Raw genomic sequence first — 26,543 nt, forward strand, 5'->3', positions numbered from 1 at the left:
TAAAACAAAATAAATAATTTAAATTATCATTAAAAATCAATAATATAACAAAATACACTGTAATAAATTTAATTGATTAATAAAACAAATTAACTATTCAAAAATACTCATCAATCCCATAAAAGTATATTTAGATCTTTATTTTAAAATTCATTTTTCGATATTTAGTGAAAATTAAGCAATAATCTGACGCCGACTTATTTAAAATAAACAGCTTGCTGTGCAATACCAAATTAACAAAAATGCCAGTCACAAGGTGCGGTTTTTTTTATAAATTACACCATATAAATCAAAAACTTTCCGCATAGGTCTTCCACCATGACTTTAAAGCAACTCAAGGCATTTCTGGCTTTGACCCGTACCCTGAATTATGCAAATGCCTCTGCTGAATTGCATCTCAGCCAGTCTGCTTTAAGCTTGAGTATCAAATCACTGGAAGAAGAACTGGGTGGCAAACTGTTTAAACGCAACACGCGTCGCGTAGAACTGACACAGGAAGGCAAATCGTTGATTCCTTATGCCAAGAAATTACTGGCCAATTGGGAGGATATGGAAAAGGACGTTAAACAACGTTTTAAATTGAATCGCGGCACGCTCAATATCGCGTCGATGCCCTTTGTCACGCATGCGATTTTGCCGCAGGTGATCCATAGCTTTTTAGCCAAACATCCCAATATCAGCTTTTCCATTCATGATATTCCCAATGAAAAAGTCCTAGAAAATGTACAGGATGGTATTTTCGAAATTGGTATTTGCTTTGAACCACCACGCAATGATCAACTGGAATTTAAACCATTATTTGAAGAAGACTTTCTTGCCTTGCTCCCCAAAACGCATCCACTGGCAAGTGCAGATTCAATCAGTTGGAAACAACTGTGTGCAAATCCTTTTGTAACTTTACAGCACCCCTCGATTGTGCGGCACCTGATTGAAGAAAACTGTCTTAAAAACCATCTGACTTTGGATTTAAAAGTCGAATGCCATCAGATTAGTTCCCTCTCCAGCTTTGTTGCACTTGATATGGGGGTTAGTGCTATTCCTCGCCATTTTCAAAACTTCATCGATAAGGAACATAATGTCTTGATTGAGATTGAGGATGGAAAATTGCCGCAGGCGATCGGCATTGTGTATAAAAAGGATTTTGAGCTTTCCAATATTTCAGCCGAGTTTATCGACATCCTCTTACAGCATGATTTTGGCTAAGCCCCGTCAGAGTACCGTGTTAGTGAAATAGATGAATTTGCTTGTATTAATGAGTTTCCCTCATTAATCCTTTAAAAATTTAAACTTCTGTAAATAAGTCCTGAGTGCTAAAACTAATAAAAACCAGGGAATTTACAGGTGAAAAAATGAATAAAGTCTATTCGACGGCTGCACTGGCATTACAAGATGTCGTGAAAGATCAACAGACCTTTGCAGTTGGCGGTTTTGGTTTATGCGGTATTCCTGAGGCTTTGATTCAGGCTCTGAAAGAAAGTGGTGTGACAGGTCTCACCTGTATTTCCAATAATGCAGGCATTGATGATTTTGGTTTGGGTGTATTGCTCAAAACCCGACAAATTAAAAAAATGATTTCGTCTTATGTGGGTGAAAATAAAGAATTCGAACGCCAATATCTAAACGGCGAACTAGAAGTTGAACTCACCCCGCAAGGCACATTGGCCGAAAAACTACGCGCTGGTGGCGCAGGTATTCCTGCTTTTTATACTGCAACAGGTGCAGGCACACTGGTCGCTGAAGGCAAAGAACAACGCGATTTTAATGGTCGTACCTACATTCTGGAACCTTCTCTTACCGCAGATGTAGCACTGGTCAAAGCCTATAAGGCAGATAAAGCGGGCAATCTGGTGTTCCGTAAAACCGCACAAAACTTCAATCCTGAATGTGCGATGGCAGGAAAGATCACCATTGCCGAAGTGGAACAGATTGTTGAAATCGGCGAACTTGATCCAGATGAAATCCATTTAGCAGGGATCTATGTTAATCGTGTGGTGCTGAATGCCACACCAGAAAAACGGATCGAACAAAAAACGCTTAAAGCACAGGACGCATAATCATGGCATGGACACGTGAACAAATGGCACAACGTGCCGCACAAGAATTACAAGATGGTTTCTACGTCAATCTCGGCATTGGCCTTCCCACACTGGTTGCCAATTACATTCCAGAGGATATTGATGTCTGGTTGCAATCAGAAAACGGTTTGCTTGGGATTGGTGAATTTCCAACAGAACAGCAACTTGATCCTGATTTAATTAATGCAGGCAAACAGACCGTTACAGCACGCGCAGGCGCTGCATTTTTCTCAAGCAGCGAATCCTTCGCCATGATTCGTGGTGGACATGTCAATATCGCGATTCTGGGTGCAATGGAAGTCTCTGAACAGGGCGACTTGGCTAACTGGATGATTCCGGGCAAGAAAGTAAAAGGTATGGGCGGTGCCATGGATCTGGTCGCAGGCGTACAGCGCGTGGTGGTCTTGATGGAACACAATGCCAAAGATGGGACTGCCAAAATCGTTAAACAATGCAGCTTGCCATTAACAGGTCAAAAAGTGGTGCATCGTATTATTACCGACTTGGGTGTTCTGGATGTTGTTGCAGAAGGCATCAAACTGGTGGAACTGGCACCTGATGTGACTGAACAGCAAATTCAGGACGCAACTGGCGTCGAGCTGTTGATTGAAGCCAAAGTCTAATCACACACTCTCTTTTTATTTCTAATTGAAGTGATGCTTTTCCGAGCATCACTTTTAGCCGTTTTTAGGCAGCAAAAATTCATTTAGGACAAATGGATTTCATAACACAACATCAAAGATGGATGCTTAAGATGAGTAAACAACCTGCCCTATTGGAACGTTTCGCGTTACGTATCAGTAACTGGTCAGAGAAATGGTTTCCTGATTCTTATATTTTTGCCTTACTTGGCGTCATTATTGTTTCATTCGCTGCGATCTGTATCGGTGCCCCCGTACAGGATGTTGCCAGTTCATTTGGAAATGGCTTCTGGAGTCTAATTCCTTTTACCTTGCAAATGACCATGTTAATCATTGTCGGTTATGTGGTTTCTGTTTCTGCGCCTGTGAAAAAGCTGATTCAGATGATGGCACGTATTCCACATTCAGGACGTAGTGCCATTGTCCTAGTTGCCACCACAAGTCTACTTATTTCACTGGTCAATTGGGCGGTCAGTACCATTTTGACCGCTTTACTGGTAATCGCGCTAGCAAAGCGTAAAGAACTCAATATGGATTATCGCGCTGCCGCTGCTGCTGCGATTATTGGCATGGGTGCAACGTGGGCATTGGGAATCAGTTCATCCGCCGCTCAATTACAGGCCAATAAAGCCAGCCTGCCCGAATCAATCTATAACCTGACAGGTGTGATTCCATTTACTGAAACAATTTTCCTGTGGCAGTCTTTGGTGATGACTTTGATCTTGGTAATTGTCTCGATTGCGATTGCTTATTGGTCTGCACCAAAAGGTGACAATGTTAAAACCATGCAGGATTTTGAGCTAAGTTTTGATGAAGAAGAAAAAACTGAAGTTAAATCGACTCGACCAGGCGACTGGCTGGAGAACTCACCGTTATTAACGATTATTGTAGTGGCGCTAGGCTTGATCTGGATGTTTATCGAGTTTTCCAAGACCAATCCGATCATTGCCATTTCCAGTCTCAACACCTATAACTTTGTATTTTTAATGCTAGGACTTGCTTTACACCGCACACCACGTAACTTCCTGAACGCTGTCAGTCAGGCTGTTCCTGCTGTGTCAGGGATTCTGATCCAGTTCCCGCTCTACGGCAGTATCGCCTTTATTATGACGCAAGCCTTGAACGGCGAAGACCTATCACTATCGCACTACATTGCAGAGTTCTTTGTCTCGATTGCCTCGAAAGAAACTTTTGCCATTGTGATGGGCATTTATTCTGCGGTACTGGGTTTCTTTGTCCCATCAGGCGGTGGTAAATGGATTATTGAAGCGCCTTATGTGATGCAGGCGGCCAATGATCTACAAGTGCATTTAGGTTGGTCGGTACAGATCTATAATGCTGCGGAAGCTTTGCCCAACCTCATCAACCCATTCTTTATGTTGCCAATGCTAGGGATTTTAAAACTCAAGGCCAAAGATGTGATTGGTTTTACCGTCACACAACTGATTGTTCATCTACCTCTGGTTCTGTTCTTATTATGGATTTTAGGTAGAACTTTAACCTATACCCCACCAGTCATGTAAACACGCTGTCTTTTTCTTCCTCAGGTTTCATTCAACTTGATCAGAATGAAACCTGAGGATGCTTTAATGAGCCTTCTAACGCGCGTTGTTCTAAAACAAAGCTAAGCTAAATTCTGATGGTGGTTTCAATCCACGCTAAAAAACTGTGCTATTTTCAAGCAAATTGCACCACTATTCATCAAAATTACAAATTAATTTCTAAATTGGTGCACTTTTTGCATTATCTATTTCATCAAATTGGGTTGTTTCGCTACAGCCTGAATTTTTAGATTTACTAAATCCTTTTTGGTGCAAAAAATGAATCAAATATATGCGCCAGAATCGAATTTAGCACTTTTTTTGAGCACCACTATGCAAAACGTAGATCTATTTTTCTTACTGCTCGGTGCAGTACTGGTATTGGCAATGCATGCTGGCTTTGCGTTTCTGGAACTCGGCACAGTACGCCATAAAAACCAGGTCAATGCCTTAAGTAAAATCCTAACCGATTTCGCCATTTCAGCGATTGCCTATTTCTTTGTCGGCTACTGGATTGCCTATGGTCAAAACTTCTTCCATGCAGGCAGCACGTTAGCCTCGGATCATGGCTATAACCTGATGCGTTGTTTCTTCCTGCTAACCTTTGCTGCTGCAATTCCTGCAATTATTTCAGGCGGGATTGCGGAACGTGCCAAGATGCGCTCGCAAGCCATCGCGACCTTACTTTTGGTGGCATTGATCTATCCTTTCTTTGAAGGCATGATCTGGAATGGCAATTATGGTTTGCAAAAGTGGCTCGAGAACTCATTTGGGGCAAGTTTCCATGATTTTGCAGGTTCCGTTGTAGTACATGCCATGGGTGGCTGGATTGCCTTGGCTGCAGTGATTTTGCTGGGTGCACGTCATGGTCGCTATAAAAATGATGGTCGTGTCAGCGCACACCCGCCTTCATCAATTCCATTCCTTGCTTTAGGTTCATGGATTTTGATTGTGGGCTGGTTTGGCTTTAACGTGATGAGCGCTCAACGGGTTGAGGCGATTTCAGGTCTGGTTGCGATTAACTCGCTCATGGCAATGGTAGGTGGAACGCTTGCAGCAAACTTTATGGGTAAAAATGACCCGGGCTTCTTGCATAATGGTCCATTGGCAGGCCTCGTCGCAATTTGTGCAGGTTCCGACATTGTGCACCCTATTGGTGCGTTATTGATTGGCGGAACCGCTGGTGCACTATTTGTTTACCTTTTTACCTATACCCAAAACAAACTAAAAGTAGACGATGTACTGGGTGTCTGGCCTTTACACGGCGTATGTGGTGCCTTTGGTGGCATTGCCGCGGGAATCTTTGGGCAACAAGCGCTGGGCGGTCTCGGTGGCGTTTCCATTATTTCACAGATTATTGGTACCAGCTTGGGGATTATCGTTGCACTAGCTGGCGGTTTCCTTGTCTATGGCCTGTTAAAAGCGACACTTGGGCTGCGTCTTTCTCAGGAAGATGAATATCGCGGTGCCGATCTTTCAATTCATAAAATTTCAGCGAACTCAGAAGAATCCATGTTTTAATTTTAATCTATTTCAAAGCGGCTGATCAGGCCGCTTTTTTTATGGGCACTCAGCAATATCACTTCAGTTTGCATGATCTTATTCTGTTCTTGTCCAGCCATGCCGCAACTTTAACAATGATCCAGCTTGCTTAAGATATTCATTCAAATCACTGCTTCTATTCAATCTCTCAGGAAAAATAAGGGTCAAAATCATGGCATACATTATGCTTTATGTTTCTTGCAACTTTTAATCGGATTTTTCCTTTAAAAATTGCTTAATTCATCAACAGTTACCATTAACAAAACGGTAAAGAATATCGCTTGAGCAAACGTATTAAATTTTATTAAGATGAAAAATAATGTATTTTTTATGTTTAGAAAGAAAACATTATTTTTCATAACAATGAACGGTTAAACCGCAACAATTACGAATGCGATCATAACGATACAAAAGGAGTTTTGTATATGAAACATAAACGCACCATGACCTCCCTGCTTTGTGCAAGCGCGCTGATATTGGGATTAAGTGCCTGTAGTGACAATAAGGCCCCTGCTGCTAGTGAAAAAGCAGCTGATGGTAATGCCTCATCTTCAGGCACATTAAACAAGATCAAAAGCTCTGGTACGATTGTACTTGGTTATCGTGATTCCTCGATTCCTTTTTCTTACATTGCTTCCAATCCAAATCAGCCAGTCGGTTATGCGCATGACCTGCAACTAAAAGTAGTTGAGGCCGTTAAGCAGAAGCTCAACATGCCAGACCTGAAAATCCGCTATAACCTTGTGACCAGCCAGAACCGTATTCCACTGGTGTCGAATGGTACGGTCGATCTGGAATGTGGCTCGACCACCAACAATAAAGAACGTCAGCAACAGGTTGATTTCTCGGTAGGTTTCTTTGAAGTTGGTTCAAGACTGCTGACTGCCAAGAACTCAGGAATTAAAGATTTTTCAGATTTAAAAGGTAAGAAGCTAGTCACAACAGCGGGAACCACCTCTGAACGCTATATCCGTCAACATCAGCAAGAACTCGGTATTGGCGAAATCATTTCTGCCAAAGACCATGCTGAGTCATTCCTGATGCTACAAAATGGCCGTGCTGCCGCATTTATGATGGATGATATTTTGCTTGCAGGTGAAAAATCTAAAGCCAAAGACCCAAATCAGTGGGAAATTGTGGGCACTGCGCCAATCCATGAAATCTATGGTTGTATGCTCCGTAAAGGTGACACAGGCTTTAAACAGGTCGTTGATGATGCCATTAAAGCCACTTATGCTTCTGGTGAAATCAATAACATGTATAAGAAATGGTTCCAGCAACCGATTCCACCAAAAAATATTAACCTAGACTTTGCGATGTCTGATCAGCTCAAAGCTCTGATTGCCAATCCACATGATCGGGATGAGTAATTCCCCTCTATAACAAGCATATTATTGCAGAACCGGGGAACAGAGGATGTTCTCCCGTTTCTTCTCAGGAGTTATTATGAATTATAGCTGGAACTGGGGAGTTTTGTGGCAATCGACAGGTATTGGAGACACCACCTACCTGAACTGGATTATAACGGGCCTGGGATGGCTGATCGTGATTGCTATTGTTGCATGGACCATTGCCATGCTGCTGGGCAGTATCCTCGGGATTATGCGCACGCTTCCAAATAAAACAGCCAGAGCCATTGGCACAGCGTATGTGACCTTGTTCCGGAATGTACCGTTACTGGTTCAGTTATTTATCTGGTTTTATGTGGTTCCCAACTTTCTCCCTGCACCCATCAAAAACTGGTGGATGAATGATCTTGGCGCCAATACCACTGCACTGATTTCGGCCAGTATCGGACTCGGACTCTTTACCGCAGCGCGTGTATGTGAACAGGTACGTACAGGTATTGAAGCCTTACCAACTGGGCAAATTAATGCGGGTTATGCCATGGGATTTTCCACGGTGCAACTGTACCGTTATGTCATTCTGCCACAGTCTTTTCGTACCATTTTACCGCCGTTGAGTTCAGAACTGACCAACTGCGTGAAAAATACGTCGGTTGCGTCTTTGGTCGGCGTTGCTGAAATCATTTCACAGATGAAAACCATCAGTGAATACACCCAGAATACGATCGAAATTTACACCTATGTCACCGTGATTTTTATTGTTATCAATATCTGTCTCATCTTTGCCATGAACCTGCTGGAAAAGCGCCTGCGCATTCCTGGTTTAATATCAGGAGGAAAATAGCATGGAATGGTTAACTTCTTTTCTCAGTGATTTACAGCAGTCGGGGCCTGCGCTGTGGCATGGCTTCAGCATTACCCTAAAGGTCGTGGTTGTGGCAACAATCGGGGGGATTGCGATTGGTACCCTCCTCGCCTTGATGCGTCTGTCTTCGATCAGAGTCCTGAATGTGATTGCACAGGCCTATGTCAACATGTTCCGTTCCATTCCTCTGCTTCTAGTTCTGATGTGGTTTTATTTTGCTGTACCGTTTATTTATACCGCAGTAACAGGCCAATATCTGACCATTGATACCGCACTGGTTTCCAGTATCGTCGCGTTTATGCTGTTTGAAGCCGCTTACTTTTCTGAAATTGTGCGTGCTGGTATCCAGTCTATTCCAAAGGGGCAGGCTGCTGCCGCATCCGCACTGGGCATGAGTTATGGGCAGTCGATGCGTCTAATTATTCTGCCGCAGGCGTTTAGGAAAATGATGCCGCTATTACTTCAGCAGACCATCATCTTGTTTCAGGATTCCACAATGGTCTATGCCATTGGCCTGCTCGATTTTTTCAGAACAAACTATGTTCGTGGAGATTTAATGTCCTTGCTCACCCAATATATTCTATTTGCAGGACTTGTGTACTTTACCATCAGCGCCATTGCGACATTCGCAGTTAAACGTTTACAAAGGAGGTTACGTGTATGAGCGACAATAAAGTAATGATAGACCTCCAAAATGTCAGTAAGTGGTACGACCAGTTTCAGGTACTGACCGATTGCACCACCCAGATCAGTCAAGGTGAAGTGGTCGTAGTCTGTGGTCCGTCAGGTTCAGGAAAGTCCACCTTAATTAAAACCGTGAATGGATTAGAGCCATTTCAACAAGGTAAGATCTTTGTCGATAGCGTACCTGTTCATGAGCCTAAAACTGATATGACCAAACTACGTAGTCGTGTCGGTATGGTTTTCCAGCATTTTGAACTGTTTCCTCATCTCAGCATTACCGAGAACCTGACCATCGCCCAGATCAAAGTACTGGGACGTTCAGAAGCGGAGGCCAATAAAAAAGGGCTGGCTTATCTGGATCGTGTTGGACTCAGTGCTCATGCCAATAAATATCCTGCCCAGCTTTCAGGTGGACAACAGCAACGGGTTGCGATTGCGCGTGCGCTAAGTATGGACCCGATTGCCATGCTGTTTGATGAACCCACCTCTGCCCTTGATCCTGAAATGATCAATGAAGTACTGGATGTAATGGTCGGATTGGCCAAAGAAGGCATGACCATGATGTGTGTGACCCATGAAATGGGCTTTGCCCGTCAGGTGGCGAACCGGATTATCTTTATGGATCAAGGTAAAATTGTTGAAGACTGCTCCAAAGATGAATTCTTTGGTACACCACGTGGGGAACGTGCGCAGCAGTTTCTCAATAAAATTTTACATTAACAGATTGATCAAACGATATATAAAGCAGCCTTTAAGGCTGCTTTATGCTGAAATAAAAGCGCTATTTTCTTTGAACAATAAGATCAAAACATTAACCTGTATATAAGGTTTAAACTGCTTTCCTCTCTCACATTTATCCCAACATTTTTTTATATATCTTTAAGAGCAAATTAAGCTTTTAGGAATTAAATACCAAGATCATATTCCCACTGTAACCACCTGCTCCATGATCTTGAGAACACCTTTTTTCATCTTGACGAGCTTTTTACTTTTCATCAGTTTTTTTATTTTACTGTTTGTTTTTCCTGTCGGTGGAGCAATTGACTTACACTTAATTCAGCCTTGGGTCAGCCTACATGGAACCTTCCCTTATAAGAATGACTGGTTTCTCGAAAAGCTTAACCATACTTATGTCAAACAACTTTTAACGGCGGTGTATGTCGCTTTCTTCTTTTTATGGTGTGCATCGTTTAAAGTCGAAAAACTGAAACCCCAACGCTGGCAATATGGTTATATGTTTTGGGTCAGTATGCTATGCACCTGCATTGTTGGGTTGCTGAAAGCACATTCCTCCCAAGCCTGCCCTTGGTATATGACCCATGAAACTGCAACGGGTTTCATTTGGGATTTTTCTGCGACTGCTGGACATTGTTTCCCTGGTGGACATGCCAGTACGGGCTTTGCCCTAATAACGGGTTACTTTGTCTATCGTCTTGATCAAAAACAGAGAGCATGGTTCTATCTTTTTGCTGGAATGCTCATTGGTTTCGCCATGGGCTGGGCACAAATGATGCGCGGTGCACATTTCCTCAGTCATAATCTTTGGACAGCATGGGTCTGCGTTGCAATTAATTTAGTATGTTATACATTCACTTATAAACGTCATCAACAAATAGCAAAGCGCGTTTCAGTACCGTTATAGGTATCTGATGTGGTAAAGTGAATGACAGTGCTCATAGAGCGAGCACTGAATTTTGCCCACATTAGGATATTTTTGCTGTCGTATGTCTGACTTTCAAATATTTTTAGAATCTACTTTTGCTTCTCAACAAGACTCTATTCAATCTTATGAACTAGGCTTACGCAAAGTATGGTTAAAAAAGGCCTCTGAACGTCACGGACTATGGCTCTACACGCCACTGAAATGGCTTGCCAAAATCTTTAATCTGGGTGCGATTACTCCTGTTCCAAACCAAGGTGGCTCTAAGGCTATTCAATGCGAGTTCAAACGCATTCAGCAGCTCAAGGCTTTGGGTATTTCCACTCCAAATGTGTTGGCAGTTTCAAAAAAAGGCATTCTGTTAGAAGACGTTGGCTCACAACGCCAGAGCCCTGTCAGTCAGTTGGATCAAAAACTAGGTAGCCTCAAAGGTCATCCTGAAGCGAGATATGCATTATTTGATCAAGCCATCCAGGCCATCAGTTACATTCATCATCAACAAGGTTATTTAAGCGAAGCTTTTGCGCGCAATATTCTGGTTGATCAACAGAACCAATTTACCTTTATTGACTTTGAAACCGATCCGAGAGATGTACTCAGTCTGCATGACTGCTTTGTACGCGACTGGTTGTTGTTTATTTTTTCAACAGCTTATCATTTTGAATTTGAGCAGCTTGAACAGGCCAGCCAGCAGCTTTATCAAGCCCTACTGGCGGAACCACAAGTTTATAAAGACATTTGTAAAGTAGGCAAACGCTTAAACTGGGTACTACGATTTAATGTTAGTAAAGTCGGCAATGATGGCAAGCGTATCCAGAAATGTGTACTGTTTCTACGTTATTTGCGCGAACAGGCTGAGACAGCAACCGCAGCAAACTAAAACGTTATACGTCCAATATTATCCGCTTGCCTTGTCTTCATGATGCGCAAGCTTTTTCGGTAATTTGACCAATACCGACAATCCACCCAGCTCGATACTTCTCGATAAGGTCAGTACCCCGCCTAAGCGTTGGGTCGCTTTATCGACAATAGACAAACCTAGTCCACTGCCCACTTCTAAATGATGATGCACACGGTAGAAGCGCTTCAAGACCTTGTCATATTGTTCAGGATCGATCCCTGCACCGCTGTCTTCGATCTGGATATAAGCAAAATCATCAGAATCGCTATACACCGAAATATTGATAATACCTTGTTCTGGCGTGTACTTAATCGCATTGTCAATCAGGTTGAAAATAATCGAATGTACTGTCGACTCAAGGCTTTGCATTTCAATTAAATCATTACGTTCAAACCCGAGATCAATTTCTTTTTGCATGGCCAGATTCACCAGTTGCTCCACACAATTTAACGCCACATCATTCAGGCGAAAATTGGTATTTGGTTCAATCAGACTCAGTGCAACATCCTGTTTAGCCAAAGCGAGAAGCTGGGTCACCAGATGTTGAATCCGTGCCAGACCTTTACTCAGGTTCTGCAAAGATTCATGTTCAGGAAGCTGGCTAATCAAGATACGGGTTTGTAAATTCAATGCTGTAACAGGCGTCCTGAGCTCATGTGCAGCATCGGCGATGAACTGTTTTTGTTCTGTTTGAGCATGCTGAATCCGCTCAAACAAGCGGTTCATTTCTTCAATGGTCGGTAATAATTCTTGTGGATAATCTTTGACATCAATCGGTGATAAGCCATCGGAATCCCGCTGAGTCAGTTCTTCCTTAAATTCATCCAGAGGTTTCAGACTGAGACTGATGATAAAGGCCAGTACAATAATCGCCACAGGGAGCAACAGAATATAAGGAATAAACATGCTGCCCGCCAATTCCCATGCAAAAACCTTTCGCACTTGTTCTTGCTGGCTGACCTGAATCTGGTAATCTTTTAAAGGAACCACATAAACACGCCACTTGCCTTGAGACGTCGTCTGGGTATAGAAACCCGCCTGTTTGACGGGTGGAACCAGTAAATGGGTTTGATGCCATAAATGGGTCTGATCTTTATAGGCCCAGATATCAATCAATAAATCTTCTTCATGATAAGTACGGTGCAATTCGACACGACTTGCAACTGGGGTTAACGGCTGAGAGGTAGAATGCTCAGCCATGTATTGCATTTGCGTATCTAAAATTTCATCAACTTCATGCAATGAGATTTTATAAGCCGCCAAAATCAGAAAACAACCTAACACCACGCTAAAGATGGAGGTTCCCCAGATGAGTCTTTTCTTTAGCGAATAATGTTGGCTTTTTTGCATCGAATTATGACTGCCCCAAACGATAACCTAAACCACGAATGGTTCGAATGAAGTCCTTACCCAGTTTGGCCCGCAAGTGATGGACATACACTTCAATGGTATTACTGGTAACTTCGCTGTCGAAATCATACAACTTATCTTCTAAATTTGCTTTAGAGAAAATTTTATTTGGGTGGGATACCATCGGAATCAAAATCGCCCACTCCCGATTAGACAGCTCGATTTGCTGACCTTTGAAGGTTGCCAAATGCTGTTCTACATCCAAGATCAGCTCACCACTTTTTAATAGTTGCGACTGACTTTTCAGTTGCGCTGTTTCAACACTACCACGACGTAATAAGGCATTGATACGGGCTAACAGCTCATCAAATTCATAGGGTTTAATCAAGTAGTCATCCGCACCCTGATTCAAACCATCCACGCGGTTTTGTAGCTGATCTCTGGCTGAAATAATCAGGACAGGCAATGAACTGCGTTGGCGAATCTGTTTCAGGATTTGCATCCCATCCATAAGGGGCAGACCTAGATCCAAAAGTACCAGATCAAAAGATTGCTTGGTTAACAAAGCCAGTCCATCGACCCCGTTATTCACCCATTCCACGTCAAACTGATGATATCGCAGTAAGGTCAATGTTGACTCTGCAATCATAAAATCATCTTCTATCATCAAGATCTTGGTCATGATTTCATTTCACCTTATGGGTTAGCACATGTTTCTAACATGTCATCTTTAGCATTAATTACTTTGGTTTTTACATCAAGCAAACTTAACAAGGTCGGGAACAGATTATCTTGGCTCAGTTTATTCTTAGTTTGTTGCGCCAGACAGCTCATCTGTTTGTGCGCCTGTTGTTGCCATGCCGCTGAGAACCACATCAACATCGGTACATGCGTCTGCTGAGTCGGTGCAATTGCATAAGGCGCACCATGCAAATACATACCGCTCTCACCGGTCGATTCACCATGATCAGATAGATACCACAAACCTGTTTGATACTGGATTGTATTTTTCAAGGTTTCGATCAATGAATCTAGAACATAATCGGTATAAAGCAAAGTATTATCATAACTGTTAATCAATGCTTCCTGAGTACATCCCTGAATCGCATTGGTATCGCATGTTGGCTTAAACACACGGAACGCTGGCGGAATACGTTTATAATAGGCAGGGCCATGACTGCCCATTTGGTGCAATACGATCAAACGTGGTTGGGTATCATCTTTCGGAATAGCAGCTAAATACGCTTTTAGGCTATCAATCAAAATATCATCCAGACATTCGCCATCCTTACACCATTTCTGCTGGATCGGCTCAGGAATTTTAAACTGTTCAACACGGTCACATGCGCCCTTGCAACCTGAATTATTATCAATCCATGTCACCTGATATCCAGCACGTTTTGCAATATCAAGTAAACCTTCACGGTGACTGGCTAACTGCTCATCATAATCTTCGCGTTGCATACCTGAAAACATACACGGTACCGATACAGCAGTTGCTGTACCACATGAACTGACTTGTGAGAAATTGATAATATTCTGTTTGGCTAATTTCGGATTGGTCTCTTTGGCATAACCATTTAAAGAAAAGTTTTCCGCACGAGCCGTTTCACCCACCACCAAGACCATCAGTTTAGGTAAACCTCTTGCAACCTGAGTACGTTGCGCATCTTCACCATACTTAATTAAAGGTAAATTCTGTTTAGGTGATTTCTTTTTATAATATGAAACTGTCGAGGCAATCATATTTTGAGGGGAAATCATGCCTTTTATATCGCGGTTTTCACGAAAAATGGCTGCAAAATCCACATAGAAAATAAATAATAGTCCGCCAACTAAAGCCAAGGAAGTAACAGATGCAATCAGCTTTTTAAATAATTGTCGAGTGACTGATTCAGATTTGATTTTAGTCATCAAAATCACAATGATCGGGACTAGAACCATCCCAACCATCCAGATCAACAAACGCCAAGACCACGTATCCCGAGCCTCAGCAAAGTTGGTTTGCATCAGGTTTTGAATCTGGTCTGAAGTAATCCAGACACCCAGAGTATCTACAGCATAAGCAGCAAAACCGCCAATAAAAACCAAAACGATAGCAAGTAGTTTTGCGGTCCATTTCCAGCTCAATAGCTGGAAAATAAAAGCATATAAAGCAGTAATAACGCCAACAGAAGCTGCTACAAAAAGTCCCGCCTTAATCCCTGTATAAGGTGTTAAGGCCAACATCTTTTCATAAAATGCGATGTTTAGGAAAACACCTAGCCAGATTGCAAGTAATATATTAAAAGTCAGTAATGAAATCGGCTTGGTTTTGAGTCTTTGCAGCAACATAGGCATTGTGTTCTAAAAATAAATTTCTTAGTTTTGTAAAGATAAAAATAAAAACTTAAAAATGACTTAAATAATAGAATGTCCTGAGGAAAGCTCGCCTCATCGTCTTATTTTATTTAGTTAATTTAAAAATAAAAAGTCGAGGTTCATGTAAACCTCGACTCATTAAAACATAAACCGTTGAAAAATTAGAAGCTATATTTAGCCATTAAACCAACGCGGTTATCTTTGTAAGACTGACCAGCAAACGTTTCACGCTTACCATTGACATATTCGACACCTAAATCAATTGGTTTAACTGGTGTATAGATGAAGTTAATCCACGCTTGTTGAACTTTTTCATTTGCAGAAGTATTTAATTTTGCAAAATCAGTACCGTCATCAGCGAATTGAGCACCATATGCTAGCGTAGAACGTAAGTTAGGTAGAACCTTATACGTTCCACCCACTTGTACTGCTACAAATTCATTTTGCTCGATAGAATTCCCATCCACTGCGTAAGGAGTGTTACTGCCATATAAATAACTATTATCACCAACAACATATGATGCATCAGCAAAAAGTTTTAAAGGATCAGCTACTTTAAAATCAGTACCAACAGCCACGCCCCAACCAGTTTTATCATCATTAGCAAGCTGTGATTTATACTTTTCGACTAGAACACGCGCTGAAGCTGAACCTTTACCTTCTGCATAGCCTTGAGTAATTTTAGCCGTTAATGCTGGTAGGCTATACTTAATACTATCGCCTGTTACCGAAGTAGTGCTATCACCTTTTTCAGCAGAAACAAATAATTGTGTAGTCGGACCTAACTTGTAGTTATAGCGTACTTGCGGAACACGTTTAGTACCACCACCAATGTTTGTCGAGAAGTCGATCATTTCTGGTGCATGGTTAGACAGGAAGTTTGAAGTTGTTTGACCAAATAACCAGTTGTTAAATGTTAAATAAGCATGACGAATACGTAATCCATCATTCGTACCCGCAAAGTCAACTTCGATTTTACCACCGACTTTGTCGTCTCCTACAGGCGTATTAAAATCTAAACCAAGGCGTGTCGTTTTAGCAGTCGCACGTAATTTATCATGCGTTTTGCCGTCTGACTTACTTACGTCACCAAAGTCGTTATCTGCACCTTCAATAATATAGTTAGCGTCACCACGAACAAAACCATATAGGTTCACATCAGCGCCAGCTTTAGATTTAAATCCTGCTAACGGTGAAACTGGGGCAGCAACTGGTTGCGCCTTAACTTCAGCGAGTTGAACTTGCTGTTGTTGCTGTACTTGCTGTTGTTGTTGCTGTACTTGGCTTTGTTGTTGAATTAAAGCTTTTAAAGCCTCAACTTCTTTACGAAGCTGTTGAATTTCCGCTTTGTCGGAAGTCGCAGCATGTGCCCCACTCATCATTAAAGCTGTAACTGTAAGAGCTAAACTTTTAACAACTAAAGATTTACGATTAAGGAATAGATCCATCAAAAACTCCAAAAAATATATTTTATGTTGCCTATCCATGCCAAGTTGATTTACGCCATTAAATTAAGGGGCTAAAAAATCAACTCTCCTCCACTTTGGTTACATTAATTTTATTACCGCAACCAAAACCAATTTCAACGTTATGCAAGACCAAAACCCAATAACCAAAGACATAAAAACATACTTTGACTTACAGATTTTTACCTTAACTTCATGTTGTAACGAATCCTACACAACTCTCTTATCTTATAGAATGATTAAATCGTTATTTCATTATTCTTTTTTAGACTTTAGGCTAATATCCAATCGACTTGAACATTTTTCTACCCATTTTAATTGATTCACATGATTTTTCTTGTTAACACAATCCATTTTTACTCCAGTTAGCTTCCATTTGCTACCCAAACAAGATGGCACAATTAATAGAGCAGTTAAATAGCTAAAAACATACATTTTTAAAAACATAGACAAAGGTAGTAGATAATGACTAGATCACTCCTTAATCGATATTAAATTTCTTTATTTCATTTAGTTAACATTATTTTTCTTGTAATTTTGCATGTTTCCAGAGAGAAATAGGAAGCAAAGTAACCGTGCCAATAATGACAATAGCGATCAAATAATGGAAATAACCGAACACATCTCCAATCATTCCACTGACTAAATACAGCAAGCCACTGACAGTCGCCATGATCGAGACCTGAAAAGTGAAATCGGTTGCTGCAAATTGCTTACGACTATATTGCATCACCAGTGTCAACATCACCACTAAAAGCATGGCAGAGCAAGCATCTTCAAATGCATTGACGGCGTATAACCAGATCGGTGCAATTTGAGTATGGGATTCATAAGCGTGAGCAATCACAGCATAAGCGATCAAACTGGTTATTTTTAAAATAGAGAAAACAATCAAACTCGCTGTTCTAGAAAAATGTTTGAGCAACAATCCGGCAATCCCCGCGCCTACAAGCGCAGCGACCGCACCAAGCATGGTGATGTAGACGCCTATCTGGGTGAAGTTCAATCCCATATCTACCATCAGTGGCTTTAATAAAGGGCCTGACAGTCCGTCTGTAACTTTGAAACTGATCAAGACCAGTAACCATGCTTTTAGTTCTTTTGAGGATTGAAAATAATTTAAATAGGCCTTAATTGCCTGCATCAATGGAACAGAAGATGTCTGCGTTCTTGTAGTTGAGTTTGCATGAGTAGGCTCTCGATAGAGCAACACAGGTAAAGTATTGAGAAACACCAATAAGGCCAAAGCCAGAAAGGTTTTTTGCCACTGTAACCAGTCCAAACACCAGAGCACTGCCCCACCACCCACAATAAAACCTAGACGCGAACCAATCACCTGAAAAGTATTGCCCCAATGCTGCTGATCTGTTTTGAGCAAATTGACCGCCAAGCCATCGGTTGCAATGTCTTGGGTTGCGCCAGTGAAGTTCATTAAGAAAAGTAAGACAAAGAAAATCAACAGATAACTGGGTTGATCCAGTGCCTGAATCGGGAAAAAAGATAAAATAATCAGAATGATTACACTGAATAATTGTGTAGGAATAATCCAGCTACGGTAGTGGCCTAATCGAGATAATGCCAGACGATCAACATAGGCAGCCCAAAAAATCTTAATCGACCACGGCAACATCAGTAAACCAAAGCCGCCAATATGTGCCAACGATACGCCTTGCGCTCTTAAGATTACAGGCAATGCATGGGTCATAAATCCCACGGGTAAGCCCTGTGCCCAATACAAAGAAAACAATAAAATGTAAACCTGTCGAAGATTAGGCATTTTGAGTTTCCAGAGCGAGGCAATAACGGGCCTTAAGTATCCAATCCTTTCATTCTTCTGGCAATAAAATCTTATTTTTTGCCAATGCAGTCGCTGTCATCAGCGTTTAACATGAATAGAGTTGTCATTATTTATATTCATGTATGCCACAACATTTTCCAGATTTACCCCCACTGGTTCCACAACGTGGAACAACCTATAGCCGTGCATTGTGTAAAAAACTGTTCCTTGCACAAGGCTGGACTGTAGTAGGAGAAATTCCTAACTTACCTAAAGCAGTGGCTATCATTTCTCCACATACCTCAAATATTGACGGCTGGTATGGCTTTCTAGCGATTGGTGGGTTGGGATTAAAAATTACCGTACTGGGTAAAGATACCTTATTCAAGCCCCCGCTCCAGCCGCTATTAAACTGGGCGGGACTGATTCCTGTTCGTCGTGACAGTGCACATGGCTTGACTGAACAAGTGGTTGCCACCATTCAACAGCATGACAAAATCTGGGTCGGTATGGCGCCTGAAGGGACACGTAAAAAAGCCGAAAAAATGAAAAGTGGTTTTTATCACATTGCGCATGCAGCAGGCATTCCAATCGTGATGTTTGCTTTTGATTATGACCATAAAACCATTTATTGTTTGGGGGCATTTACCCCGACTGGTCATTATCAGCAAGACCTTGATCAGATCATGCAACGTTACGTTGGGCACTTCTCGCCGAAAAATCCAGATTGGCTGGCTGAACCCTTACAAAAACTTGTGAAAAAAAACTAGAAAATTAAGGGCAAATCTGCTCTGATGGGCGCATCTTTTTTGTACATTTTATCTACATTTGTTATGAACATTGCTCGACTGTCTTGCTTGGCTGTTTTTGGTCTTGCTTTATTTGGTTGTGATCAAATCACAAAGAAAACACCGCCTACATCAGCAATTCAGGCCCGTGAACCTGTGGTTGCCATTGCATTAGGTGGTGGCGGTGCCAAAGGCTTTGCACACATTGGTGTCATCAAAGTTTTAGAATCACATGGCATCAAACCTAAAATTGTGACTGGCACCAGTGCAGGTAGCTTTGTCGGTAGTATCTATGCCAGCGGTCAAACACCTTATCAAATGCAGAACCTTGCCTTAAAACTGCAAGAATCTGATTTGCGTGATCTCACCATTAATAGTCAAGGCATTATTCTCGGTCAGAAACTACAGAATTATGTAAATAGCCAAGTCGGCAATAAACCGATTGAACAATTCCCGATTCGTTTTGCCGCAGTCGCCACCCGTTTAGACAGTGGCAAAAAAGCCGAGTTTATTAAAGGTAATGCCGGTCAGGCAGTACGTGCATCTTGCAGTATTCCCAATGTGTTTGTGCCTGCGGTTATTGGCAAGACCAAATATGTGGATGGTGGTTTAGTCAGCCCAATTCCTGTAAAAACTGCGAAGGATATGGGTGCTGATATTGTGATTGCCGTGGATATTTCTGCACGTCCCGTCGGTGGTAAGCCGCTCAGCATGTGGGGCTTGTTAGACCAGACCATCAATATCATGGGCCAACAAAGTATTAATGAAGAACTGAATCAGGCAACGATTGTGATTCAACCGAAAGTGGGCCATCTGGGCGTGCTTGACCTTAAATCGAGTAATGAAGCTATCTTAGAAGGTGAAAAAGCAGCTCAAGCCAAGATCACGGCGATTCAAAATGCGATTACCGTATTTAAAAAATCTCCTGCTGCCTTAAAACCGGCACCACGACCAAAATTCTAAAATCCCACCTAAAAGGCTGTTGAAAGCTATTAAACTTGCAATATGTGCAAGATCTTTAATCATCAACAGCCGCAATGCCTAAAAAAACAATCTTTTCATATTCATGAAGATAATCATCTGTTACAGTGCTAAGGTGAATATTTTTTCACCTCTACTCCGTTTAGTTATGCGAGCAAATCTATGGAATTTGTAGTTGAACCTTGGCACTGGTTTGTATTAGGGATTTTACTGATTCTTTCAGAATTGATTTTGCCTGCTTTTGCTGCATTGTGGTTTGGCATAGCAGCAGTCATGGTGTGTATTTTACTGTGGCTTTTCCCGATGATGGGTTTTACCACCCAAGTGATTACTTGGGGTATTTTATCTATTTTATGTACGATTCTTTGGTTCAAATTTATCAAACCGCTTTCGATTGATAAAACCAAAGCAGGTCTCCCTCGCGAAGCAACCATTGGTCAAGTCGGTATGGTGATCCAGACTGGTCTTGAACATGGACAAATTATTGTACGCTTTCCGATACCTGTTTTAGGTTCTGATGAATGGCATTGCCGCTGTACTGATCCAGTACAGGTCGGTGATCGCGTTCGGGTGGTTGATATTTTGGGTAATGATTTAGTCGTTCAACCTCATACGTCATAAACACAAAGAGGGTTTCTAATGTCTGTCGGTACGATTGTTGTTTTAGCTTTTTTAGCTTTTATCGGTGTAACTATTTTTAAAGGGGTTCGTATTGTTCCCCAAGGTTATAAATGGATTGTGCAACGTTTAGGTAAATACCATACCACGTTGAGTCCAGGTCTAAACTTCGTGATTCCTTATGTGGACGAAGTGGCTTATAAAATTACCACCAAAGATATTGTTTTGGATATTCCTTCACAAGAAGTGATTACCCGTGACAATGCTGTGTTGGTGATGAACGCCGTAGCGTATATCAACCTCACTACGCCAGAAAAGGCAGTGTACGGGATTGAGAATTATACTTGGGCAATTCAAAATCTTGTTCAGACTTCACTTCGCTCTATCGTAGGTGAAATGGATCTGGATGATGCGCTTTCTTCTCGTGACCACATCAAGGCGAAATTAAAAGCTGCCATTTCTGATGATATTTCAGATTGGGGCATTACCCTGAAAACAGTGGAAATTCAGGATATTCAACCTTCACACACTATGCAGGCTGCTATGGAAGCGCAAGCAGCTGCTGAACGTCAACGTCGTGCGACTGTAACCAAAGCTGATGGTGAAAAACAGGCGGCAATTCTGGAAGCAGATGGTCGTCTGGAAGCGTCTCGTCGTGATGCAGAAGCACAGGTTGTTCTTGCCGAGTCTTCACAACGTGCCATTGAGATGGTGACAAGTGCAGTAGGTGATAAAGAGATTCCTGTGGCTTATTTACTCGGTGAACAATACGTTAAAGCAATGCAGGATTTATCTAAATCTGGCAATGCAAAAACAGTGGTTCTCCCTGCCGATGTACTCAATGCCATTCGTGGAATTATGGGCAAACACTAAACCCACTTTCCAATAACAATAAAGCAGCGTTTTTTCGCTGCTTTATTTTTAAGCTTCCCCGATCAGCTTTCGGGTCTTAACTGGAAGTTTCTTGATAATGAGATCATAGGAATCCTGAATGAGATCCTGTACCAGATCAGGCGTGATCTCTGGACTACTGGCAATCGAAATCCAGTGTTTCTTATTCATGTGATAGCCCGCTGAAATTGAAGAATAGAGTTCCTGATATTCCAGACTTTTCTCAGGCTTACATTTCACCGTTACAATTAATTTTCCTGCATTAAAACCAATATACATAAACATTTTATCGAAGACTTTGAACACCTCAAAATCAGGGCCAAAAGGTTGCGACTGGATTGAAAATGCCAGATTTTGTGCATAGTGCAAAGCGCATTGTTCGAGTTGGTTCTGATTCATGACATCTTCCCTCTTACGCGATCTTCATCATTGTTTTGCTTTATTCTAAAACTGTTTATATTAGGTTTTTTAAACAGTAAACATTCCTTAACACACGATGATATTCGATCAAATATGGCTGAATGATAACGCAAAGAATCTGGTTTCCGACTGCTCTTGGAAACCGAGTTTTTTATATAACTTTTGTGCTTGGATATTCTCAGCACCTGTTTCTAACGCAATAAATTTAGCCTGTGTATCTTGCGCAAATTGGATTGCTTGCTGCATTAAGGACGCTGCAATACCCTGTCTGCGATAGTTTTGATCTACATAAAGATCATTTAAAATCCAAGCCTTACCGAGCGATACTGAGGAAAAAGTCGGATAAAGCTGTATAAAACCAACAATCTTGTTAGTATCATTTTTCTGGATAAAAAATACTGAATCCTGATTATTTAACCTGTCTTCAATAAATTGACGTGCGCTCGCTAAATCACTGGCTTGCTGATAAAAAACCCGATAAGCATTAAAGATTTCTGCTAATGAATCCAGATCTTCAAATGAAGGTGTATGGGTAATTTTCACTAGTGCTATCATTTATATTTCCCAAAAATAAAGACCATACAAGATGGTCTTTTATAACATTAATTATTTAAGAAAAACTGTCTGGCTTTTAACTTTTACGTGCCAGCAAAAATTTTGAAATGTCGACGAGTTCTTTGGCATCTTCACCAAAATACGCCAAGGCTTCAAAGGCTTGATCATGCAGGCGTTGCGCATAAGCTTGTGCCTGTTCCAGTCCCATCAAGGCAGGATAGGTCGACTTCTGCACTTGCTCATCTTTACCTGCTGTTTTGCCCAAAGTTTCTGTGCTAGCGGTAATATCCAGAATGTCATCTTGCACCTGAAAAGCCAAACCAATGCTTTGACCAAATTGACGTAATTTAGGAATCGCCTGATCCGTGCCAGTAAAGATGGTTACAGCCCCCATCATGATCGCCGCTTGAATCAATGCACCCGTTTTATTACGGTGAATATTTTCCAATTCTGCCTGATCAACTTGCTTACCCGCACCTTCAGCTTGTAAATCAAGAACTTGTCCGCACACCATTTTGGAACTGGCGGTTGCTAAGATTTGTACCTGCTTCAAGACAATCGCAGCCTCAGTCCCCTGTCCTTGTTCGTCGAATAAACGACTTCCCAAGATTTCAAAGGCCATCGACTGTAAAATATCACCAGCCAGCAATGCTGTATCCTCACCAAAGGCCACATGGCAAGTCGGCTGTCCACGACGCAGTAAATCATTGTCCATACAAGGCAAATCATCATGGGCCAATGAATAACAATGGATCAGCTCAACCGCAACTGCGGCACGGCGGGCTGCTGCAAAATTTTGATTCGGTTGTAATGAAGCTGCTGCATAACATAATGCTGGGCGAACACGCTTTCCACCGAGCATAACCGCATGATGAACAGCTGCTTTTAAAGGTTCTGGAATAGAAAATGCAGCCAATGCTGTCAATAAATCCTGTTGAATACGTTGTTGAGCTTGTTTTAAAACATCCGCATTAACTTGAGAAATAGATGACACAATTGCCTCGGGAAATCTTAATGGAAGGAAAATGACAAAACTTGCCAGAATGGCGACATCATAACACTATTTATTTGAAGAAATTGCATTTGTATTTTTAATCGATTCCAAATAATAAAGCCTTCAAATGAAGGCCTTATCACATCATTCCAAGCAGTGCTTAGAAAGTATCCCCTGGTACTCGCACCCAGCCTTCCATCAATACACGTGCGCTACGGCTCATAATAGCTTTTTTCACCGACCATTTGCCATCAATCAATTCGGCTTGAGCACCCACACGCAATGTGCCCGATGGATGTCCAAAACGAACGGCCTCACGTTCGCCACCCCCAGCAGCCAAATTCACAAGCGTCCCCGGAATTGCTGCCGCAGTACCAATTGCCACAGCGGCGGTTCCCATCATGGCATGATGTAACTTGCCCATCGACAAGGCACGAACCAATAAATCCACATCACCGCTCTCAACCGCTTTACCACTCGATGAGGTATAAGTTTTTGGTTTTGATACAAAAGCAATTTTAGGGGTATGTTGACGTGCTGCTGCTTCAGAAATGTCTTTGATCAAGCCCATGTGTACCGCGCCATATGCACGAATTTTCTCAAAACGTGCTAAAGCAACCGCATCCCCGTTAATGTGATCTTGTAATTCTGTCCCTTGATAACCGATGTCTTCGGCATTCAGGAAAATCGTTGGAATTCCTGCATTAATAAATGTCGCCTCAAAAGTACCGATCTCAGGCACAACCAATTGTTCCACAACATTTCCTGTCGGGAACATATCACCGCCTTCTTCACCATCATCAGCAGGATCTAAGAATTCAATCTGAACTTCTGCTGCGGGAAAGGTCACGCCATCTAGCTCAAAATCACCTGTTTCCTGAACCTGACCGTTAGTCACAGGAACATGTGCAATAATGGTTTTTTGAATATTCTTCTGCCAGATTCGTACTGTACAAATCCCATTTTCAGGAATACGTTCGGCATCAACCAATCCATTTGAAATCGCAAATGACCCCACAGCTGCGGTTAGATTTCCGCAGTTGCCGCTCCAGTCAACAAATGGTTGATCAATCGATACTTGTCCAAATAAATAATCTACATCATGTTCGGGTTCTGAACTTTTAGCCAGAATGACAGTTTTACTGGTACTTGAGGTTGCGCCGCCCATTCCGTCAATCTGCTTACCGTAAGGATCAGGGCTTCCAATCACGCGTAAAAGAAGTTGATCACGTGCCTTGCCTGCTACTTGTGCCGCTTCGGGTAAATCATCCAGTTTGAAAAATACCCCTTTACTTGTGCCACCACGCATATAAGTTGCAGCGACTTTGATTTGCGGTACTGAGCTCATGTCAATTCTTCCTTTTATCATGTTCTTGGTGCAGCGGGTTATTCGTCTAAAGCTACTGCACGGCAGTCAAAAATACCATACGACCAATGGTGCCTGAGTTAGTCGTCATGCATAAAATCTGTGCATTATATTGAGTATTTTTCACCACTTGCACAATGGCAAAAATGCGAATCCATCCGTCGGGAAAAACAAGAATATGATTTACCTGTACAAATATAAAGCAAATTTCATTTAAATATTCACTTAAATACAGGATTTTAAATAACTTTTAAAAACAACTTTCCAGTCATGGCAATGCTGTACTTTTACTAGGCGAAAATCGATCAATCTATTAGAATAATCCAGTTAATTCCTCGTCGAGCTCAGTCCTTTGAACAACGATTCTTCTCAACTTCAGCGTGGACTAAAAAACCGCCATATCCAACTCATCGCGATGGGTGGAGCTATTGGTACGGGCTTATTTTTAGGTTCTGCGCAAATTATCCAGTCTGCTGGACCATCTATTATTTTGGGGTATGCGATTGGCGGCTTGATTGTTTTTCTAATCATGCGTCATTTAGGTGAAATGATTGTTGAAGAACCTGTTGCAGGTTCATTTAGCCATTTTGCTTATAAGTATTGGGGTAAATTTCCAGGCTTTATAACGGGCTGGAACTATTGGGTGCTCTACATCCTTGTGGCAATGACTGAGCTAACGGCAGTAGGTAAATATATTAATTACTGGTGGCCGCAAATTCCCGCTTGGCAGTCTGTATTATTCTTCTTTGTCGTGATTACAGCAGTCAACCTGACCAATGTTAAATTCTATGGTGAATCAGAATTCTGGTTAGCGATCATCAAGGTGACGGCTGTAGTTGCCATGATCTTGTTTGGTTTATTCCTTCTCTTCACTGCTGATGCAAACTCAACCGCTTCATTTAGCAACCTTTGGTCACAGGGCGGATTTTTCCCGCATGGCTTTGAAGGCTTGTTCTATATGCTGGCTTTCTTGATGTTTGCCTTTGGCGGAATTGAGCTGATTGGTATGGCCGCAGCAGAAGCCAAGGATCCGAAGACCACCATTCCTAAAGCGATTAACCAAGTGGTCATTCGTATTTTGGTATTCTATGTCGGTTCGCTTGCCATTCTCTTATCACTTGTGCCTTGGAATCAGCTCGATCTTGGCGGCTTGGATAAGAGTCCATTCGTGATGATTTTCAGTCAAATGGGAATTGGTTGGGCAGCACATTTACTGAACTTTATTATCCTGACAGCGGCATTATCTGTATATAACAGCGGTATGTATGCCAATAGTCGTATGGTATTTGGTTTAGCTCAACAAGGTAATGCACCAAAAATCTTTACCAAAACCAATAAGCAAGGTGTCCCTGTTCCAGCGGTACTGCTCTCTGCATTCCTGATCTTTGGCTGTGTGTTACTCAACTATTTTGTACCAGAAGATGCCTTAGGTCATTTGATGTATGTTGTTGTTGGTGCACTGGTTTTAAACTGGGCCATGATCAGCTTGACGCATTTAAAATATCGCCGTCATATCAAAACAGCGCAAATCAAAACATCGTATCCAGCATTATGGTCTCCATTTAGTAACTATCTGGTGTTGGCGTTTATTGGCGTTGTGCTGTATATCATGTGGCAGCAAGGCTTTAAAGAATCAGTGCTTATGATTCCGATCTGGATCGTCGCCATGTTTATTTTTTATAAGTTTTTAAATCGTAAAACTGAGAATTAACAGTTGATCG

Annotated in this window: 26 protein-coding genes; 16 read left to right on the forward strand and 10 right to left on the reverse strand. The window is 41.8% G+C overall.

Annotated features, from left to right (window positions below):
• The first annotated feature begins 318 nt into the window (after positions 1-318).
• From EC846_RS16900 to EC846_RS16950, 11 genes are all read left to right on the forward strand, one after another.
• Complete coding sequence (locus EC846_RS16900; protein WP_062846055.1) at positions 319-1,203, forward strand: LysR family transcriptional regulator; 885 nt, start codon at positions 319-321, stop codon at positions 1,201-1,203.
• A 146-nt stretch (positions 1,204-1,349) separates the two neighbouring features.
• Positions 1,350-2,054, forward strand: coding sequence for a CoA transferase subunit A (locus EC846_RS16905; protein WP_004775240.1), 705 nt, complete (start codon positions 1,350-1,352; stop codon positions 2,052-2,054).
• A 2-nt stretch (positions 2,055-2,056) separates the two neighbouring features.
• Entirely contained in the window at positions 2,057-2,698 is a 642-nt protein-coding gene (locus EC846_RS16910; protein ID WP_004775243.1) for a CoA transferase subunit B, read from the forward strand.
• A 131-nt stretch (positions 2,699-2,829) separates the two neighbouring features.
• Positions 2,830-4,239: a short-chain fatty acid transporter gene (locus EC846_RS16915; protein WP_069576823.1), complete on the forward strand. Its 1,410-nt coding sequence runs from the start codon at positions 2,830-2,832 to the stop codon at positions 4,237-4,239.
• A 351-nt stretch (positions 4,240-4,590) separates the two neighbouring features.
• Positions 4,591-5,778: an ammonium transporter gene (locus EC846_RS16920; RefSeq protein WP_004775246.1), complete on the forward strand. Its 1,188-nt coding sequence runs from the start codon at positions 4,591-4,593 to the stop codon at positions 5,776-5,778.
• Positions 5,779-6,224: 446 nt separating this feature from the next.
• Positions 6,225-7,169, forward strand: a complete 945-nt coding sequence (locus tag EC846_RS16925; protein WP_123775853.1) for a transporter substrate-binding domain-containing protein — start codon at positions 6,225-6,227, stop codon at positions 7,167-7,169.
• 76 nt (positions 7,170-7,245) lie between these two features.
• Complete coding sequence (locus EC846_RS16930; protein WP_004775249.1) at positions 7,246-7,989, forward strand: amino acid ABC transporter permease; 744 nt, start codon at positions 7,246-7,248, stop codon at positions 7,987-7,989.
• A 1-nt stretch (position 7,990) separates the two neighbouring features.
• Positions 7,991-8,674: an ABC transporter permease subunit gene (locus tag EC846_RS16935; RefSeq protein ID WP_123775854.1), complete on the forward strand. Its 684-nt coding sequence runs from the start codon at positions 7,991-7,993 to the stop codon at positions 8,672-8,674.
• A 14-nt stretch (positions 8,675-8,688) separates the two neighbouring features.
• Positions 8,689-9,414: an amino acid ABC transporter ATP-binding protein gene (locus EC846_RS16940; protein WP_171067072.1), complete on the forward strand. Its 726-nt coding sequence runs from the start codon at positions 8,689-8,691 to the stop codon at positions 9,412-9,414.
• A gap of 226 nt (positions 9,415-9,640) precedes the next feature.
• The gene (locus EC846_RS16945) at positions 9,641-10,336 is read left to right on the forward strand and encodes a phosphatase PAP2 family protein (RefSeq protein ID WP_005259270.1); all 696 of its coding nucleotides are present in this window, start codon (positions 9,641-9,643) and stop codon (positions 10,334-10,336) included.
• A gap of 82 nt (positions 10,337-10,418) precedes the next feature.
• Positions 10,419-11,234 (forward strand): serine/threonine protein kinase, encoded by an 816-nt coding sequence (locus tag EC846_RS16950; RefSeq protein WP_047429634.1) that lies wholly within the window; start codon positions 10,419-10,421, stop codon positions 11,232-11,234.
• A gap of 18 nt (positions 11,235-11,252) precedes the next feature.
• Here the strand turns inward: EC846_RS16950 and EC846_RS16955 are convergent, their stop codons facing one another.
• The 6 genes from EC846_RS16955 to EC846_RS16980 form a co-directional block, all read right to left on the reverse strand.
• Positions 11,253-12,605, reverse strand: coding sequence for an ATP-binding protein (locus EC846_RS16955; protein WP_047429635.1), 1,353 nt, complete (start codon positions 12,603-12,605; stop codon positions 11,253-11,255).
• Between the two features lie 4 nt (positions 12,606-12,609).
• A complete protein-coding gene (locus EC846_RS16960) occupies positions 12,610-13,287 on the reverse strand; it encodes a DNA-binding response regulator PmrA (protein WP_004775260.1) in 678 nt (225 codons plus the stop codon).
• 14 nt (positions 13,288-13,301) lie between these two features.
• A complete protein-coding gene (locus EC846_RS16965) occupies positions 13,302-14,939 on the reverse strand; it encodes a phosphoethanolamine transferase (protein WP_123775855.1) in 1,638 nt (545 codons plus the stop codon).
• Between the two features lie 188 nt (positions 14,940-15,127).
• Complete coding sequence (locus EC846_RS16970; protein WP_123775856.1) at positions 15,128-16,414, reverse strand: DcaP family trimeric outer membrane transporter; 1,287 nt, start codon at positions 16,412-16,414, stop codon at positions 15,128-15,130.
• Between the two features lie 273 nt (positions 16,415-16,687).
• Entirely contained in the window at positions 16,688-16,879 is a 192-nt protein-coding gene (locus tag EC846_RS16975; RefSeq protein WP_047429650.1) for a hypothetical protein, read from the reverse strand.
• Between the two features lie 73 nt (positions 16,880-16,952).
• Entirely contained in the window at positions 16,953-18,209 is a 1,257-nt protein-coding gene (locus EC846_RS16980; protein ID WP_123775857.1) for an MFS transporter, read from the reverse strand.
• Positions 18,210-18,352: 143 nt separating this feature from the next.
• Between EC846_RS16980 and EC846_RS16985 the strand changes: the two genes are divergently transcribed.
• From EC846_RS16985 to EC846_RS17000, 4 genes are all read left to right on the forward strand, one after another.
• On the forward strand, positions 18,353-18,979 hold the full coding sequence (locus tag EC846_RS16985; RefSeq protein WP_062846064.1) for a lysophospholipid acyltransferase family protein: 627 nt from the start codon (positions 18,353-18,355) through the stop codon (positions 18,977-18,979).
• Between the two features lie 63 nt (positions 18,980-19,042).
• The gene (locus tag EC846_RS16990) at positions 19,043-19,960 is read left to right on the forward strand and encodes a patatin-like phospholipase family protein (protein WP_123775858.1); all 918 of its coding nucleotides are present in this window, start codon (positions 19,043-19,045) and stop codon (positions 19,958-19,960) included.
• A 180-nt stretch (positions 19,961-20,140) separates the two neighbouring features.
• Entirely contained in the window at positions 20,141-20,599 is a 459-nt protein-coding gene (locus tag EC846_RS16995; protein WP_005259288.1) for an NfeD family protein, read from the forward strand.
• Positions 20,600-20,617: 18 nt separating this feature from the next.
• Positions 20,618-21,469 carry an SPFH domain-containing protein gene (locus EC846_RS17000; RefSeq protein WP_005227021.1) on the forward strand — a complete coding sequence of 284 codons (852 nt, stop codon included), beginning with the start codon at positions 20,618-20,620 and terminating at the stop codon, positions 21,467-21,469.
• A gap of 48 nt (positions 21,470-21,517) precedes the next feature.
• Here the strand turns inward: EC846_RS17000 and EC846_RS17005 are convergent, their stop codons facing one another.
• From EC846_RS17005 to prpF, 4 genes are all read right to left on the reverse strand, one after another.
• Positions 21,518-21,886 (reverse strand): MmcQ/YjbR family DNA-binding protein, encoded by a 369-nt coding sequence (locus EC846_RS17005; RefSeq protein ID WP_062846065.1) that lies wholly within the window; start codon positions 21,884-21,886, stop codon positions 21,518-21,520.
• 108 nt (positions 21,887-21,994) lie between these two features.
• Complete coding sequence (locus tag EC846_RS17010; RefSeq protein WP_123775859.1) at positions 21,995-22,462, reverse strand: GNAT family N-acetyltransferase; 468 nt, start codon at positions 22,460-22,462, stop codon at positions 21,995-21,997.
• A gap of 76 nt (positions 22,463-22,538) precedes the next feature.
• Positions 22,539-23,456, reverse strand: a complete 918-nt coding sequence (locus EC846_RS17015) for a polyprenyl synthetase family protein (RefSeq protein ID WP_005259293.1) — start codon at positions 23,454-23,456, stop codon at positions 22,539-22,541.
• Positions 23,457-23,616: 160 nt separating this feature from the next.
• On the reverse strand, positions 23,617-24,804 hold the full coding sequence (gene prpF / locus EC846_RS17020) for a 2-methylaconitate cis-trans isomerase PrpF (protein WP_123775860.1): 1,188 nt from the start codon (positions 24,802-24,804) through the stop codon (positions 23,617-23,619).
• Positions 24,805-25,174: 370 nt separating this feature from the next.
• Between prpF and EC846_RS17025 the strand changes: the two genes are divergently transcribed.
• A complete protein-coding gene (locus EC846_RS17025) occupies positions 25,175-26,533 on the forward strand; it encodes an amino acid permease (protein ID WP_004775279.1) in 1,359 nt (452 codons plus the stop codon).
• The last annotated feature ends 10 nt before the right edge of the window (positions 26,534-26,543 follow it).

This window comes from Acinetobacter sp. BIGb0102 (genome assembly GCF_003815055.1).
Classification (GTDB): Bacteria; Pseudomonadota; Gammaproteobacteria; order Pseudomonadales; family Moraxellaceae; genus Acinetobacter; species Acinetobacter vivianii.

Coding starts and splice junctions, on each gene's coding strand:
- EC846_RS16900 (WP_062846055.1), top strand. CDS start 319: ATGACTTTAAAGCAACTCAAGGCATTTCTGGCTTTGACCCGTACCCTG.
- EC846_RS16905 (WP_004775240.1), top strand. CDS start 1,350: ATGAATAAAGTCTATTCGACGGCTGCACTGGCATTACAAGATGTCGTG.
- EC846_RS16910 (WP_004775243.1), top strand. CDS start 2,057: ATGGCATGGACACGTGAACAAATGGCACAACGTGCCGCACAAGAATTA.
- EC846_RS16915 (WP_069576823.1), top strand. CDS start 2,830: ATGAGTAAACAACCTGCCCTATTGGAACGTTTCGCGTTACGTATCAGT.
- EC846_RS16920 (WP_004775246.1), top strand. CDS start 4,591: ATGCAAAACGTAGATCTATTTTTCTTACTGCTCGGTGCAGTACTGGTA.
- EC846_RS16925 (WP_123775853.1), top strand. CDS start 6,225: ATGAAACATAAACGCACCATGACCTCCCTGCTTTGTGCAAGCGCGCTG.
- EC846_RS16930 (WP_004775249.1), top strand. CDS start 7,246: ATGAATTATAGCTGGAACTGGGGAGTTTTGTGGCAATCGACAGGTATT.
- EC846_RS16935 (WP_123775854.1), top strand. CDS start 7,991: ATGGAATGGTTAACTTCTTTTCTCAGTGATTTACAGCAGTCGGGGCCT.
- EC846_RS16940 (WP_171067072.1), top strand. CDS start 8,689: ATGATAGACCTCCAAAATGTCAGTAAGTGGTACGACCAGTTTCAGGTA.
- EC846_RS16945 (WP_005259270.1), top strand. CDS start 9,641: ATGATCTTGAGAACACCTTTTTTCATCTTGACGAGCTTTTTACTTTTC.
- EC846_RS16950 (WP_047429634.1), top strand. CDS start 10,419: ATGTCTGACTTTCAAATATTTTTAGAATCTACTTTTGCTTCTCAACAA.
- EC846_RS16955 (WP_047429635.1), bottom strand. CDS start 12,605: ATGCAAAAAAGCCAACATTATTCGCTAAAGAAAAGACTCATCTGGGGA.
- EC846_RS16960 (WP_004775260.1), bottom strand. CDS start 13,287: ATGACCAAGATCTTGATGATAGAAGATGATTTTATGATTGCAGAGTCA.
- EC846_RS16965 (WP_123775855.1), bottom strand. CDS start 14,939: ATGTTGCTGCAAAGACTCAAAACCAAGCCGATTTCATTACTGACTTTT.
- EC846_RS16970 (WP_123775856.1), bottom strand. CDS start 16,414: ATGGATCTATTCCTTAATCGTAAATCTTTAGTTGTTAAAAGTTTAGCT.
- EC846_RS16975 (WP_047429650.1), bottom strand. CDS start 16,879: ATGTTTTTAAAAATGTATGTTTTTAGCTATTTAACTGCTCTATTAATT.
- EC846_RS16980 (WP_123775857.1), bottom strand. CDS start 18,209: ATGCCTAATCTTCGACAGGTTTACATTTTATTGTTTTCTTTGTATTGG.
- EC846_RS16985 (WP_062846064.1), top strand. CDS start 18,353: ATGCCACAACATTTTCCAGATTTACCCCCACTGGTTCCACAACGTGGA.
- EC846_RS16990 (WP_123775858.1), top strand. CDS start 19,043: ATGAACATTGCTCGACTGTCTTGCTTGGCTGTTTTTGGTCTTGCTTTA.
- EC846_RS16995 (WP_005259288.1), top strand. CDS start 20,141: ATGGAATTTGTAGTTGAACCTTGGCACTGGTTTGTATTAGGGATTTTA.
- EC846_RS17000 (WP_005227021.1), top strand. CDS start 20,618: ATGTCTGTCGGTACGATTGTTGTTTTAGCTTTTTTAGCTTTTATCGGT.
- EC846_RS17005 (WP_062846065.1), bottom strand. CDS start 21,886: ATGAATCAGAACCAACTCGAACAATGCGCTTTGCACTATGCACAAAAT.
- EC846_RS17010 (WP_123775859.1), bottom strand. CDS start 22,462: ATGATAGCACTAGTGAAAATTACCCATACACCTTCATTTGAAGATCTG.
- prpF (WP_123775860.1), bottom strand. CDS start 24,804: ATGAGCTCAGTACCGCAAATCAAAGTCGCTGCAACTTATATGCGTGGT.